Here is a 13,802-nt window from a genome sequence, read left to right on the forward strand (position 1 = left end):
AAAAAGGAAATCAGAGTAACCATGAAAAAGGAAAAGAAGCAAAAGCTGACAAAAGCGGAAAAAAAGCTTCGGTCGGCGGAGAACAAAAGGAAAATGAAGCAGGAAATCAAGGAACACCCGGTGCTGTTTGCGGCCTATGTGGTCCTGCGAGCGCTGGTGATCGCCGTGATGGTGCTTCAGATCTTCAATCGGGAATATTACGATGTATTCCTCTGCGCCCTTACCCTGCTGCTGTTCACCGTTCCCAGCTTCGTGGAGCGCCGGCTGCACATCGATGTTCCCAATACGCTGGAGGTGATCATTCTTCTGTTCATCTTCTCGGCGGAGATTCTGGGGGAAATCCAGGAATACTATTTGATTTTTCCCTTTTGGGACACCATGCTCCATACCCTGAACGGCTTCCTGATGGCCGCCATCGGCATTGCCATGGTGGATATTCTGAACCGTTCCCGGAAATTCAAGGTGCGGCTGTCTCCCGCTTTTGTGGCGGTAGTGGCCTTCTGCTTTTCCATGACTATCGGCGTGCTGTGGGAATTTTTCGAATACGGCATGGACTGCTTCTTCCACATGGATATGCAGAAGGACACCGTGATTTCCGCTGTCACCTCCGTAATGCTGAACCCGGAGGGCAGAAACGCCGCCGTTACCGTTCCCATTGAAAGCGTTGTGATAAACGGAGAGCCCTGGGCGGGCTATCTGGATATCGGACTGCACGATACCATGAAGGATCTCCTGGTGAACTTCGTCGGCGCGGTACTGTTCTCCCTCATCGGCATGCTGTATATCATGGGCCGAGGAAAGGGAAAATTTGCCCCCAAGTTCATTCCCCGGCTGAAGGAAAACGAGCTTCCTCCTCCCAGCGAGGAGGGCGCGGGTCTGCTGGATCCCATTCCCCTTTCCGAAGCGGAGCCTGAAAAATCCGATTCGGAGCCGGACTGTATTTTCTGCCAGATCGCGGCGGGGAAAGCGCCCTGCCGGAAGATCTATGAGGACGAATACACCCTGGCATTTCTGGATATTGCCGGAGACGCGGAGGGCCACACCCTGGTGATCCCCAAACGGCACGCAAAGACCCTGATGGACTGCGACATGGAGACCTGCTCTCATCTCATGGAGACAGCAAAGCTCATTGCGGAGCATTATGTGCAAAGCTGCGGCTACGAGGGCGTAAATCTGTTGAACGCCAGCGGGGAAAGCGCGGAGCAGTCTGTGCCCCACCTGCATTTTCATATCATTCCCCGCAAAAAGCAGGACGGGATCACCGCCTGGCCGGAGCTGGGAAAAACCGAAACACCGCCGGAGGAGGTACAAAAGCGGCTGACCATGCTTCCCCCGGAGCGGGAGAAAAATGGAGAAAACACACCCTAAAAAGGAGGAGTCACTATGAACGCTGTTGTCAAAACAAAGCAGGGACTTGTGGAAGGCCTTCGAAGCGAGGACGGAAAAACCGTCCTATTCCAGGGAATTCCCTATGCGCAGCCCCCTGTGGGAGAGCTGCGCTTTCGCCGCCCTCAGGAGCACGCGCCCTGGGAGGGGATCCTTCCCTGTCAGGAATTCCCCAACCGCTGCCCCCAGGCCGATCCGACAAAAATGGGCTTTTATGCGAAAGAATTTTACGATTCCTTCGTGCCGGAATGCGGAGAGGACTGTCTGCGCCTGAACCTTTGGGTGCCGGCTGACTCCACCCCGGAAAGCGGCCTTCCTGTGCTGTTCTGGATCCATGGCGGCGCTTTTCTGCACGGGTGGGGCAGTGAAAAGGAATTTGACGGGGAAGGCTTTGCCAAGAAGGGCGTGATCCTCTGCACCATCAACTACCGGGTCAACGTTTTCGGCTTCTTTGCCCACCCGGAGCTGGAGCGAGAAACGGAAGAGCACGTTTCCGGAAATTACGGCATTCTGGATCAGATCTTTGCCTTAAAGTGGATCCGGGAAAACATTGCCGCTTTCGGTGGCGATCCGGAAAAAATCACCATTGCCGGACAATCGGCGGGCTGCATGAGCGTGCAGTCCATCATTTCCTCCCCCCTTTCCAGAGGCATGCTGCGAGGCGCTATTCTGCAAAGCGGCGGCGGGCTCAGGGCGGTATTTGAAACACCAAACAAGGAACAGCTTTGGGATATTTCTGAAAAACTTATGGAGCATTTACAGGTAAAAACCATAAAAGATCTGCGGGAAGTCCCGGCAAACACCCTGATGGAAGCGGCCTACGCGGTAAACGGAGAGGGCCTGGGCTGGACGCCCCATCAGGACGGCTGGCTGCTGCCCACTTCTACCGACGCCCTGGCGGAGGCCGGAAAAATACACGATATTTCTTACATGATCGGCTCTACCGGAGACGATATCGGCGGAGATACGCTGCTTCAGGAAAGCGGCGCGCGCTTCTGCGAAAACCAGTTGAAGCTGGGCCGCACCCCCGCCTATTTCTATTTCTTTGACCGCAAGCTTCCCGGCGACAACGCGGGGGCCTTCCATTCCAGCGAGCTGTGGTATGTGTTTGAGACCTATCCCCGCTGCTGGCGGCCCTGGGAGGAGTGTGACAGAGAGCTTTCCCGGGTGATGTCCGCCTACTGGGCAAATTTTGTAAAAACCGGCGACCCCAATGGCGGCTCCCTGCCCTGCTGGAAGCCCTATACCACGGAGAACCGTGAACCGATCCTGCTGGCGGAAAAGCTCGTACAGAAAGGAACCTGAGAAATGAACTATCAGGATATCAACGCGAAAGCTATTGGTGACTGGTGCCGGGAAGGCTGGGTATGGGGTGTTCCCATTTCCCACGAGACCTTCCTGCGGGCAAAAGAAGGCCGTTGGGACGTACTGCTTACCCCCACAAAGCCCGTTCCCCACAGCTGGTTCGGAGAGCTGCGGGGAAAAAGGGTGCTGGGCCTTGCCTCCGGCGGCGGGCAGCAAATGCCCATTTTTGCCGCCCTGGGCGCGGACTGCACCGTGCTGGACTACACCCCGGAGCAGCTGGAAAGCGAACGGGAGGTGGCCCGGCGAGAGGGCTATGAGATCCGCATGATTCGGGCGGATATGACAAAGCCCCTGCCCTTTGCGGACGGAGAATTCGATTTGATCTTTCACCCGGTATCCAACTGCTATGTCCGGGAAGTGCGCCCCATTTTCCGGGAGTGCGCCCGAGTTTTGAAGCCCGGCGGCGCTTTGCTCAGCGGCCTGGATAACGGGATCAATTACCTGTTTGACGAAACGGAAACCACCCTGACCTGGAGCCTGCCCTTCGATCCCCTGAAAAACCCGGAGCAGCTGGCGTCTCTGCAAAAGGGAAACGAAGGCGTGCAGTTTTCCCATACCCTGGAGGAGCAGATCGGCGGCCAACTGGAGGCCGGGCTCACCCTCACCCATGTCTATGAGGATACCAACGGCGAGGGAAAGCTTCATGAGCACAATGTTCCCACCTTCTGGGCCACCCGGGCGGTAAAGGTGGCTCCGTAAGGTCAAAAATATTGCTCGTGGAAATTCGGAAGCAATGTTTGTCGAAAAAATATTATCGATAAACATTAAAATTCTATTGACAAACGATAATTTCCAGATTATACTGAAGGCACAAACCGATTGGGAGGTGCCTCTTTATGGCAACACAGAAAAAAGATCGTTTGACCAAGGCCGCCACCGTGCTTTCCAAGCTTTTGGAAATTGGCTATGACATCGGCGCGGTGACGATGATCGTTGGTTTCGTCCTGTTCCTGCTGGATAAAAATTTCTTTCCCGGCGTTCTGGTCAAGGGCGGCGTGGTTCCCGGAGAGGCTGTCAGCGTACACGGCTTTTCCCTGGCCCTGGTGATCGGCAACGAGGACGGCTCCTTAAATAGCGCCGCTATGATCCTTTTTCTCCTTTGCGGCGCCATGACCCTGGAACTGATGGCCTGGGTATTCCGCAATGTCAACCTGATTTTGCGCACCACCCAGGGGCTGACAAAATTTTCCCAGGGGAAAACGCCCTTTCAAAAGGATAATGTGCGCATGATGCGGGAGATCGGCATTTTCTTTATTTCCATCACCATGGTGCAACTGGTTTTCAGCACCATTGCCACACTGGTGATTGGGCCGGAGCTGGTGGAATCCAGCGTGGATATGATGGGGATCGTCATGGGAATTCTGATGCTGTGCCTGTCTCAGGTATTCGCCCTGGGCATGCAAATGCAAAACGATATGGACGGGCTGGTGTAAGCGATGGGCAGGATCGTACTGCGGCTGGACAGAATGATGGTAGAGCGGAAAATTTCTCTGAATCAGCTGGCGGAAAAAGTGGGCATTTCCAACGTGAACCTTTCCAAGCTCAAAAACAACCGGGTAACAGCCATCCGCTTTTCCACCCTGGAGGCAATTTGCGAAGTCCTGCAATGCCAGCCGGGAGATCTTCTGGAATACGAAGCCGACAAATAGCCATTCGCTGTGAGGGCCGACCTTTCTAAATGAGAAATGTGAAATGAGCAATTAAGGGCAAAAGGAACAGTATGATAAATTGGAATTTAGCGGTTGCCCGCTTACCTTCCACCTGTCATTACTGAACAGAAAGCAAGGCAGCCTTGCTTTCTCGGTGAAGAATCTCGTCCTTTGCCCTTTTGCTCTGGAATTAAGGACGAGATTCTTCGTCACTTCGTTCCTCAGAATGACAAGAGGGGACTATCTGCTAAGTTATAATTTACCAGCGTTAGTTACAACGCTGGTGCCCTTACTCCTCGTTGCTCATTGCTATGCGCCGCCGTCCAGCATTCAGCATCTAAAAAAGTGCCGCTGCAAAACATGTTTTGCAGCGGCACTTTTTGTGAAAACAATTATTGAATTCCCTTCAGCGGGAACCGGCCGAGGAATCGGGTCGGGAAAAACTCGTAGAGCAAAAGCGCCTCTATTCTGCCCTGAAACTGGGAAAACTCCTTCAGTACAAGGAGCAGGGCCCGGCAGACCTCCGGCGCGTCCTCCAGATACAGCGTGGCATGGGGCGTCCAGTTTTCCGAGCTTCCAAACCGCTCCCTGCAGTCTAGCCAGACGGCGCAAATTTGAACCCGCTGAATAGCGGCAGCAAGCTGCCACAAGCGATATATTGCCGCTTTTCAGTTTATCGTCCTAGGCAAAGGCGCAAATGTTCCGCAAGCGGAACATTTGCCTGCCGTCGTCCGGAGCTTGCGAAGCAAGCTTTTTGCGCTGAAAATCGACAACATCTCACCAGTTTTCAGTTCGAAGAAGTTTTGCCGTGGTGGATTTTTGTCCGACCTAGGCAAAAGCGTTGCATTTCTAACAACGGGCGGGCGAAAATACGCCCGGCAAAACCGTGGTTCAAATTCGCGCCGTCTGGCTGGCAGCTCCCGGGTACAGTCCGGCGCGAGAAACAGCACGTTTCCTCCGCCGAACACCCCGATATGACTGAACGTAAGGGAAATGGGCTCTGTCTCCCCCGACGCTTTTTGCACGGCGGACAGCACCTTCCCCTCCTCTTCACAGGGAAAGCTTCCAAGGTAATGTGATAAGGGGGCCCGGGCGTCTGCCTGCCCGAAAACCCGGCGGCGGTCAGGCGGCTGTAGAGCCTTATCCCCTCGGTCTGGGTTCTTTGATCCAGTTCCGCCAGCACATACAGCCGCTTTCCCGCGGCTTCGCTGCTCACTTGATCTCCCGGGAGGCGATCTCCGCCTGGGTTTTCGCGATAAACTCCTCTACCGACATGGCGCCCAGGTCGCCGTCCTTCCGATGGCGGGGAGAAATGGTGCTGCTCTCCGCCTCTTTATCGCCCACCACCAGCATATAGGGGGTCTGCTGCAGCTGGGCTTCCCGGATCTTATAGCCGATCTTCTCATTTCTCGTATCGCATTCCACCCGCAGCCCAGCGGCCTCCAGCTGTGCCTTCAGACTTTGGGCATATTCGTGGTGGCGCTCGGAAATAGGCAGGATCACGGCCTGCACGGGAGAAAGCCACAGGGGGAATTTCCCGGCGAAATGCTCGGTGATCACCCCGATAAACCGCTCGATGGAGCCCAGCACTACACGGTGGATCATCACCGGGCGGTGCTTTTCTCCGTCCGCGCCCACATATTCCAGCTCGAAGCGCTCCGGCAGCTGGCTGTCCAGCTGGATCGTGCCGCACTGCCAGGTGCGCCCCAGGGAATCCGCAATGTGGAAATCCAGCTTGGGGCCGTAGAAGGCGCCGTCGCCTTCGTTGATCACGTAATCCTTGCCCATGGCCGTAATGGCGCTTTTCAGGATCTCCTGGTTGCGCTCCCATTCCTCCACCTCGCCGATATGATCCTCCGGCATGGTGGAAAGCTCAATGGTATAGCTGAGGCCAAAGGTGGAGTACACCTCGTCAAACAAGCCCACCGTTTCCTGAATGACCTCCTGCATCTGCTCCCGGGTCATAAAAATATGGGCGTCGTCCTGGGTAAAGCAGCGCACCCGGAACAGGCCGTGAAGGGTGCCGGAAAGCTCATGGCGGTGTACCAGGCCCAGCTCCCCTACCCGCAGGGGCAGCTCCCGATAGGAATGGGGCTCGCTGGCATACACCAGCATACCGCCCGGGCAGTTCATGGGCTTGATGCCGAAGTTGGTTTCGTCAATGACCGTGGTGTACATGTTGTCCTTATAGTGCTCCCAGTGGCCGCTGCGCTCCCAAAGCTGGCGGTTCAGCATGATGGGCGTGGAGATCTCCAAGTAGCCGTATTTCTTATGGACTTGTCTCCAGTAATCGATCAGAGTGTTTTTCAGCACCATGCCCTTGGGCAGGAAGAAGGGGAAGCCGGGGCCCTCGTCCCGCAGCATAAAGAGGCCCAGCTCCTTGCCCAGCTTGCGGTGATCCCGCTTTTTCGCTTCCTCCAGCATTTGCAGGTACTCGTCCAGCTGCGACTGCTTGGGGAAGGAAATACCGTAGACGCGGGTAAGCATTTTCTTCGTGGCGTCCCCCCGCCAGTAAGCGCCGGTGATAGAGGTGAGCTTTACGGCCTTTACCCCGCCGGTGCTCATCAGATGGGGGCCGGCGCAGAGATCCGTAAAGTCCCCCTGCCGGTAGAAGCTGATCTTCTCCCCGTTTCCGGAGTGCTCGTCGATCAGCTCCTCTTTGTATTCCTGCCCGGCCATTTCCCGTTTGGCTTCTTCCGCCGGCAGCTCAAATTTCTCCAGCTCCAGATTTTCCTTGATGATCTTCTTCATCTCTTCCTCAATTTTGGGAAGTTCCTCCGAAGACAGGGGGGTATCCATGTCGAAATCGTAATAGAAGCCATTTTCAATGGCGGGGCCGATGGCGAATTTTGTGCCGGGGTACAGCCGGTTTACCGCCTGGGCCATAATGTGGGCGGTGGTGTGCCAGTAAGCGTGCTTTCCCTCCGCCTCATCAAAGGTGAGGATCTCCAGCGCGCAGTCCTGTGTCAGAGGGGTACGCAGATCCTTTCCCTCGCCGTCAACACGGGCGGCACAGGCGGCCTTAAAGAGCCCCATGCCGATGGACTTTGCCACCTCGGCGGGGGTAACGCCGCTTTCAAACTCCTTCCTTTGTCCTTTCAGGTCGATCTTGATCATGTGGAAAACTCCTTTCCGCCGGAACAGAAAAACGCCTGCCCCAGCAAATTCTGGGGCAGGCGACAAGGCTTCAAAATTTTCCCTGCGTCCGCGGTTCCACCCGGATTCAAAGCGCCCGTTTCAAAAGCGCTTCCTCGTTTCAGCCCATAACGGCGCTACCCGTCTGTCCTTAAGCCGTTCGATACGGAAAACCGGCGTTCGGCAGCCGCTCAAAGGTGGTATTCCGTTTCCCACGGGAGCCTTCCCGCGCCGCCGCGAGCGCTTCCAGCCAACGGCGCTCACTCTCTGGGGGCAAAAGCCCTTCACGGCAAAATTTTCAGAAGCGGAACTTCCTTTTCTCAGCGTTTTGGGGAATTTGTCTCGGCAGGCTTCGTGGTCAGACCGATACAAATTCTTATATTGAAACCATCATAACACCGGGAAAAAGCCTTGTCAAGAGGGGAATTTCTCCAGTCTGCCCGCTGAAAACGGCTGATTCTGTAACTGATTTGTAACTAACTTCTGAATAAAATGTTACAAATTTCTTGACAACGGGTGCCCTTTAGAGCTACAATGATACACAGAATGCACTTCGTGCTTTTTATAGATTTCTTCTGTTTTTCATTTTTATAAGGCGTTTCGGGAAACGTTTTCTTTCTGCCCGCTTCCGCCTTACCACTTTTTACTAGGATACATTTTTTATTTTCCGGCTTGCAGCAGGCCTGTACCCACGAGTTGTCAGGGTATGGCGGCTACCGGAAATAGCGTAAGCCTTAAAAAAGAACATAGAAAAATAGCGGAGCAAGGGCCGTCTGCATTCACGGGGCAGGGAGATCGATCATCTCCTGGCTCCGGCATTCTTATTTTAATCATTTGAGACTTTGAAACAAGAAATGAGAAAAGGAGGTGCCTGATTGCAGATCCCACTATGGCTGTGCATCGTTATTGCGGTGGCTGCCGCCGCTTTGGTAGGAGCCCTGGCGTTTTTTCTGGGAATGTCCTATCGGAAAAACAAGGCGGAATCCGCCATTGGCTCCGCTGAGCAGGAGGCCAAGCGCATTATCGGCGATGCCGTGAAAACCGCGGAAGCAAAGAAAAAAGAGATCGTACTGGAGGGCAAGGACGAGATCCATCGTCTGCGCAATGATTCTGAAAAAGAGCTTGCCGACCGGCGCAAGGAGATCCAGCATCAGGAAAGGCGGATCCTTCAGAAAGAGGAAAGCCTGGAAAAAAAGCTGGAAAACGTAGAGCGCAAGGAAGATCAGGTAGATCAGAAAAACAAGAAGGCCGAGGAACGCCTGAAGGAAGCCGAGGCCGTCAAGAAAAGCCAGTTTGACATGCTGGAGAAAATTTCCTCGTTTACTGTGGAGCAGGCAAAGGAATATCTGCTTCAGAATCTGGAAAGCGAGCTGGTGCACGAAAAGGCCGTCAAGGTCATGGAGTTCCAGCAGCAGACCAAGGAGGAAAGCGACAGCGCCGCCAGAGAGATCATTGCCCTGGCCATTCAGCGCTGTGCGGCGGATCAGGTTTCTGAGGCTGCCATCAGCGTGGTTCCCCTTCCCAACGATGAAATGAAGGGCCGCATTATCGGCAGAGAGGGCCGGAATATCCGGGCCATTGAAACCCTGACCGGCGTGGATCTGATCATTGACGACACGCCGGAGGCCATTACCCTGTCAAGCTTCGAGCCGGTTCGCCGGGAGGTAGCCCGCATTGCTCTGGAGAAGCTGATCTCCGATGGGCGTATTCACCCCACTCGTATTGAGGAAACCGTGGAAAAAGCCCGCCGGGAGGTGGAGGCCACCATCAAGTCCGAAGGCGAGCACGCTGTAATGGAAGTGGGCGTCAACGGCATTCACCATGAGCTCATCAAGCTGCTGGGGCGGCTGCGTTACCGCACCAGCTATGGCCAGAACGTGCTGAACCACTCCATTGAGGTGGCGTTCCTGGCCGGGCTGATGGCTTCGGAGCTGGGGCTTGACCCCACCGTTGCCAAGCGCGCCGGTCTGCTCCACGATATCGGCAAATCGCTGGATCACGAGATGGAAGGCTCTCACGTTCAGATCGGTGTGGACGTTGCCAAGCGGTATAAGGAAAATGAAACAGTGGTGCACGCCATCGCCGCCCATCATGGCGATGTGGAGGCGAAGACCATTATCGCCTGCCTGGTACAGGCCGCCGACGCCATTTCCGCCGCCAGGCCCGGAGCGCGCCGGGAGAACCTGGAAAACTACATCAAGCGCCTGGAAAAGCTGGAAGAGGTGGCCGCCTCCTTCCACGGTGTGGAAAACTGCTATGCCATTCAGGCCGGCCGTGAGATCCGCGTTATGGTAAAGCCCGAGGCGGTCAGCGATGAACAAATGACCCTGCTTGCCAGGGATATTTGTAAAAAGATCGAAGCCGACTTGGATTATCCCGGTCAGATCAAGGTAAACATGATCCGGGAAAGCCGCGCGGTGGATTACGCGAAATAAAGCTTTCGCAGCGTATCTTCAAGGGGGACGTACTTCACGTGCGGTCCCTCTTGTTAGTTGTTAGGGGTTCGTTATTAGTTGTTAGAGAAGGGCAAAACGTAAATTGGGTTTTGTACAATGAGCAATTAGCAATGAGGAATGAGCAATTTAAGGGCAAAGTTCGCTGAATTGGAATTGGGCGTGTTAGTTGTTAGCTGTTAGTAATTAGTTGTTAGAATAAGGAAAAGGGCCACCTCAAATTGTCATCCTGAGTCACCGAAGGTGGCGAAGGATCTCGTCCTTTGCCCTTTTTCCGGAATTAAGGGCGAGATTCTTCGTCACTTCGTTCCTCAGAATGACAAAAGAGGGAGCTTGTTCTTCTCTAACGACTAACTACTAACAGCTAATGACTAATTTGCTAAACTATAATTCATCAGCGTTAGTTACAATTCTTGGACCCTTGCCCTTCATTGCTCATTGCGCCTTCCATATGAACCCCTTTTCAAGAAAACTATAACTTTCTGCGCTGCAAAGCAGCGCCGCCACCACCTGGTTCCAGAGTCCGGAATCCAGTAATCTAACACGGCGAAAGGAGCTGACAGCATGCGAAGCGAGCGGGAAATGTATGATTTGATCCTGGAGTACGCCTTGCGGGACCAGCGGGTGCGCGGGGTGATCTTAAACGGCTCTCGGGCTGACCCGGTGGCGTCGCTGGATCAGCTGCGGGATTTTGACATTGTTTATCTTGTCACGGATATCACGCCCTATAAGGAGGGAGATATTTCCTCCGCTTTCGGGGAAATCCTTGTCATGCAGCGCCCGGACGAATCGGAGCTTTTCGGAGATCATCTTCCGGAGGAGGCCGCCTATCTCATGCAGTTTCGGGACGGAAACCGCATTGACCTCACAGTGGCCAAAAAAGAAAATTACCGGGGCTACTGCTTTGACGACCGGCTCAGCATCGTCCTTCTGGATAAGGACGGTTTCCTGCCGGAGCTGCCTCCTCCCTCTGCCGTTACCCATAGCGTTGCAAAGCCCTCCCAGCGGCTCTTTGAGGAATGCCGGGTGGAATTCTGGTGGACAGCCCCTTACGTTTCCAAGGCGCTGTGCAGGGAAAGGCTGCTTCTGGCCCAGCATCTGCTGGAGGAATGCTCCCGTCCCATGCTGCGGCTGATGGCCGCCTGGCTCATCGGCGCGGAGCAGGGCTTTCCCGTTTTCCCGGGAAAGGGCGGGGACGGCCTTGCACCGTATCTTTCCTCCTCTCTTTGGGAACGCTATTTGGAAACCTATGTTCCCTGCCAAACAGAAGCGCTCCGAGGGGCTTTATTCACCGCCTGTGGGTTGTTTTCAGAATTGACGTCCCTCGCCGCGCAAAAGCTGGGCTTTTCCTGTGACGGCAGGCTCGACCGGGAGGTGTCGGGCTTTTTGAAAGAAGTTCAGCCCGCCATGGCGGCCCTGCCCCCTTCTTCCAGCTGGGAGAAGGAGATCCAGCGGGCCATCGAAACAGGAAAGCAAACTTTTCACCGGAAAGGAACGTGATCTTTGTGAATATCCTCTGTATCGGCGATGTGGTAGGCTCGGTGGGCTGTGAGTTCCTGCGGGAACGTCTGCCCGCTCTGAAAAAGCTGAAGGCTGTAGACCTGGTGATCGCCAACGGGGAAAACTCTGCCGATGGCAACGGTATCACCCCTGTTTCCTACCGCCATCTGCTGGACAGCGGCGTAGACGTGGTAACCACCGGGAACCACAGCTTTCGGCGAAGAGAGGCCTATGAGCTGTACGATGCTGAAGAAACGCTGCTGCGTCCCGCCAATTTTCCCACCGGCGCCACGCCGGGCAGGGGGCTGTGCATCGTAGACCTGGGCCGGGTGCAGGTGGCTGTGATCGACCTGATGGGCACCGTGTATCTGGAAAGCCTGCGCTGCCCTTTTGAGACCCTGGAGGAGCTGCTGAAAACTCCCGGGCTGCCCCGGCTCTGCGTGGTGGATTTCCATGCCGAGGCCACCGGAGAAAAACGGGCCATGGGCTTTTTTGCCGATGGAAAGGTCACCGCCCTGTTCGGCACCCACACCCATGTACAGACCGCTGATGAATGCCTTTTGCCCCGGCACACCGGGTATCTTACCGATGTGGGCATGACGGGCCCCATCACCTCTGTGCTGGGAGTCAGGCCGGACTGCATTATCCATAAGCTCACCACCAAGCTTCCCACCCGCTTTGAAACGGCAAAGGGCCCCTGCCACATGGATTGCGCGCTGTTTACCGCCGATGAAAAAACCGGCCTGTGTACCGGTGTGGAGCGGCTTTCTCTGACCTGAACCGCAAGGTTCCCGAACCCACCGTCAGTAAGCCGGTAAATGATAGTTTGGCGGCGAGCCGCCGCGGGCACTCGTGTCCCCGCTTGGTACGGGAGAATACTACTTTCTGACCCGACCATAAGTAAGCTGGTAAATGTATAGTATAGCGAACTAGTCGTTAGCGGTTAGTTGTTAGTCGTTAGAGAGGGGCGAGATTCTTTACCGCCTTTGGCGGCTCAGAATGACAGAAGTGAAATATGCGACTCGCCGTTAAATTATAGTTTAATGCCCTTAGGCTCCACTTACGCGAGTAAGGGGAGCTGTCAGCCAATAGGCTGACTGAGGGGGTCAAAACTAGCGATTCTATGGCACTTTCTGCGTGTGACTATCCCTTTCACCGTTCTCGCCTGTCGGCTCGGTTGCTGTGCCCCGGTGGGGCACGTTCAGCAATGTCTGAAGCGACAGCTGAGTTCTCCACTGGAGACCTTCCCTCCACCGGGACGCGCTCACCGTTCGACGGTCCCCGCAGACTGCAAAGCAGTCTGTTTCCCCTCTACAAATAAGGGAAGGCAAAGGGCAGATAAATTTCAATTTAGCGGCTTACTAATGGTCGGGTCGAAAACTACTCCCCCGCACCAGGAGGGTTCTCGAGTGCCCGCGGCGCAGCCGCCGAGCGGGTGCACCGGCACGCTGCAAATTCTAATTCACGGAGAATATGCCATGAAAACAATCATTTTGAACGGAAGCCCAAGAAAACAATGGAACACTGCCATGCTGCTGAAATCGGCCCGGAAGGGCGCGGAATCCGTGGGGGCTGAAACCGAGTACATCGATCTGTATGATCTCAACTTCACCGGCTGCCGCAGCTGCCTGGCCTGCAAGCGCAGCGGCGCGCGGCGCTGCCACTGCTTTTGGAACGACGAGCTTTCTCCGGTGCTTGACCGCATCTTTGCCGCGGACGCCTTGATCGTTGGCTCGCCCATCTATCTGGGAGATATCACTAGCCAGCTTCATGCCCTCATGGAACGGCTGCATTTCTCCGCGCTTTCCTATGACGATTATTCCAATTACTTCACAGGCAGGGTAAACGTGGGCGTTATTCTCACGATGAACGCCGACCGCCCCACATACGACAGCCGGTACAAGGCGAAGCTGGAGGAACGCCTGCGGGGCTTTCTGGCCCTGAACGGCAGTGTGGAGGTCTATCCGTGCTGTGATACCCTTCAGGTCGATGATTATTCAAAATTCAGCATGGGCGGCTTCCGCGAGGAGCACAAAAAGGAAAGCCGGGAAATCCGGTTTCCGCAGGATCTTGAAGCGGCCTTCCGCTTAGGTGCGAAGCTCGGCAAGGGAGACCCCGCGTGACGGGGCAAAGCAAAGGGCGTAAGAAAATAAGGCGGCAGCGGCTTTTCCTTTCGCGGGGGGCCTTCCCCGTTTTCAGAGCTCTCGTTTTTTCACCGTCGCGGGCAGAAAACCGATATATTCGCAAAAATACCGTCCGGGAAGGCGTTGTATTTTACGAACAACTGTGATAAAATAGAAAAAACTATGTCAGC

Annotated in this window: 11 protein-coding genes; 9 read left to right on the forward strand and 2 right to left on the reverse strand. The window is 55.0% G+C overall.

The window, feature by feature from the left end; all coding sequences use genetic code 11:
* The first annotated feature begins 21 nt into the window (after positions 1-21).
* The 5 genes from U8T64_RS13885 (at position 22) to U8T64_RS05980 (ending at position 4,400) form a co-directional block, all read left to right on the forward strand.
* Positions 22-1,368: an HIT family protein gene (locus U8T64_RS13885; RefSeq protein ID WP_367575401.1), complete on the forward strand. Its 1,347-nt coding sequence runs from the start codon at positions 22-24 to the stop codon at positions 1,366-1,368.
* 15 nt (positions 1,369-1,383) lie between these two features.
* Positions 1,384-2,691, forward strand: a complete 1,308-nt coding sequence (locus U8T64_RS05965; protein WP_322181880.1) for a carboxylesterase/lipase family protein — start codon at positions 1,384-1,386, stop codon at positions 2,689-2,691.
* A gap of 3 nt (positions 2,692-2,694) precedes the next feature.
* A complete protein-coding gene (locus U8T64_RS05970; RefSeq protein WP_322181882.1) occupies positions 2,695-3,450 on the forward strand; it encodes a class I SAM-dependent methyltransferase in 756 nt (251 codons plus the stop codon).
* 137 nt (positions 3,451-3,587) lie between these two features.
* Positions 3,588-4,184 carry a DUF2975 domain-containing protein gene (locus tag U8T64_RS05975; protein WP_322181884.1) on the forward strand — a complete coding sequence of 199 codons (597 nt, stop codon included), beginning with the start codon at positions 3,588-3,590 and terminating at the stop codon, positions 4,182-4,184.
* Positions 4,185-4,187: 3 nt separating this feature from the next.
* Entirely contained in the window at positions 4,188-4,400 is a 213-nt protein-coding gene (locus U8T64_RS05980) for a helix-turn-helix domain-containing protein (RefSeq protein WP_322181886.1), read from the forward strand.
* Positions 4,401-4,792: 392 nt separating this feature from the next.
* Here the strand turns inward: U8T64_RS05980 and U8T64_RS05985 are convergent, their stop codons facing one another.
* Positions 4,793-5,050 carry a hypothetical protein gene (locus U8T64_RS05985; protein ID WP_322181887.1) on the reverse strand — a complete coding sequence of 86 codons (258 nt, stop codon included), beginning with the start codon at positions 5,048-5,050 and terminating at the stop codon, positions 4,793-4,795.
* A gap of 562 nt (positions 5,051-5,612) precedes the next feature.
* Entirely contained in the window at positions 5,613-7,517 is a 1,905-nt protein-coding gene (gene thrS / locus U8T64_RS05990) for a threonine--tRNA ligase (protein WP_322181889.1), read from the reverse strand.
* Positions 7,518-8,416: 899 nt separating this feature from the next.
* On the opposite strand from thrS, the gene rny reads away from it, so the two are divergent.
* The 4 genes from rny to U8T64_RS06010 all read left to right on the forward strand — a co-directional run bounded on the left by rny (position 8,417) and on the right by U8T64_RS06010 (position 13,611).
* Positions 8,417-9,970: a ribonuclease Y gene (gene rny / locus U8T64_RS05995; protein ID WP_322182052.1), complete on the forward strand. Its 1,554-nt coding sequence runs from the start codon at positions 8,417-8,419 to the stop codon at positions 9,968-9,970.
* A 582-nt stretch (positions 9,971-10,552) separates the two neighbouring features.
* Positions 10,553-11,488: an aminoglycoside 6-adenylyltransferase gene (locus tag U8T64_RS06000; protein ID WP_322181891.1), complete on the forward strand. Its 936-nt coding sequence runs from the start codon at positions 10,553-10,555 to the stop codon at positions 11,486-11,488.
* 5 nt (positions 11,489-11,493) lie between these two features.
* Positions 11,494-12,267 (forward strand): TIGR00282 family metallophosphoesterase, encoded by a 774-nt coding sequence (locus tag U8T64_RS06005; protein ID WP_322182054.1) that lies wholly within the window; start codon positions 11,494-11,496, stop codon positions 12,265-12,267.
* A 699-nt stretch (positions 12,268-12,966) separates the two neighbouring features.
* Positions 12,967-13,611: a flavodoxin family protein gene (locus tag U8T64_RS06010; protein WP_322181894.1), complete on the forward strand. Its 645-nt coding sequence runs from the start codon at positions 12,967-12,969 to the stop codon at positions 13,609-13,611.
* Positions 13,612-13,802: the final 191 nt, after the last annotated feature.

This window comes from Neglectibacter caecimuris, assembly GCF_034335015.1.
GTDB lineage: Bacteria > Bacillota > Clostridia > Oscillospirales > Acutalibacteraceae > Acutalibacter > Acutalibacter caecimuris_A.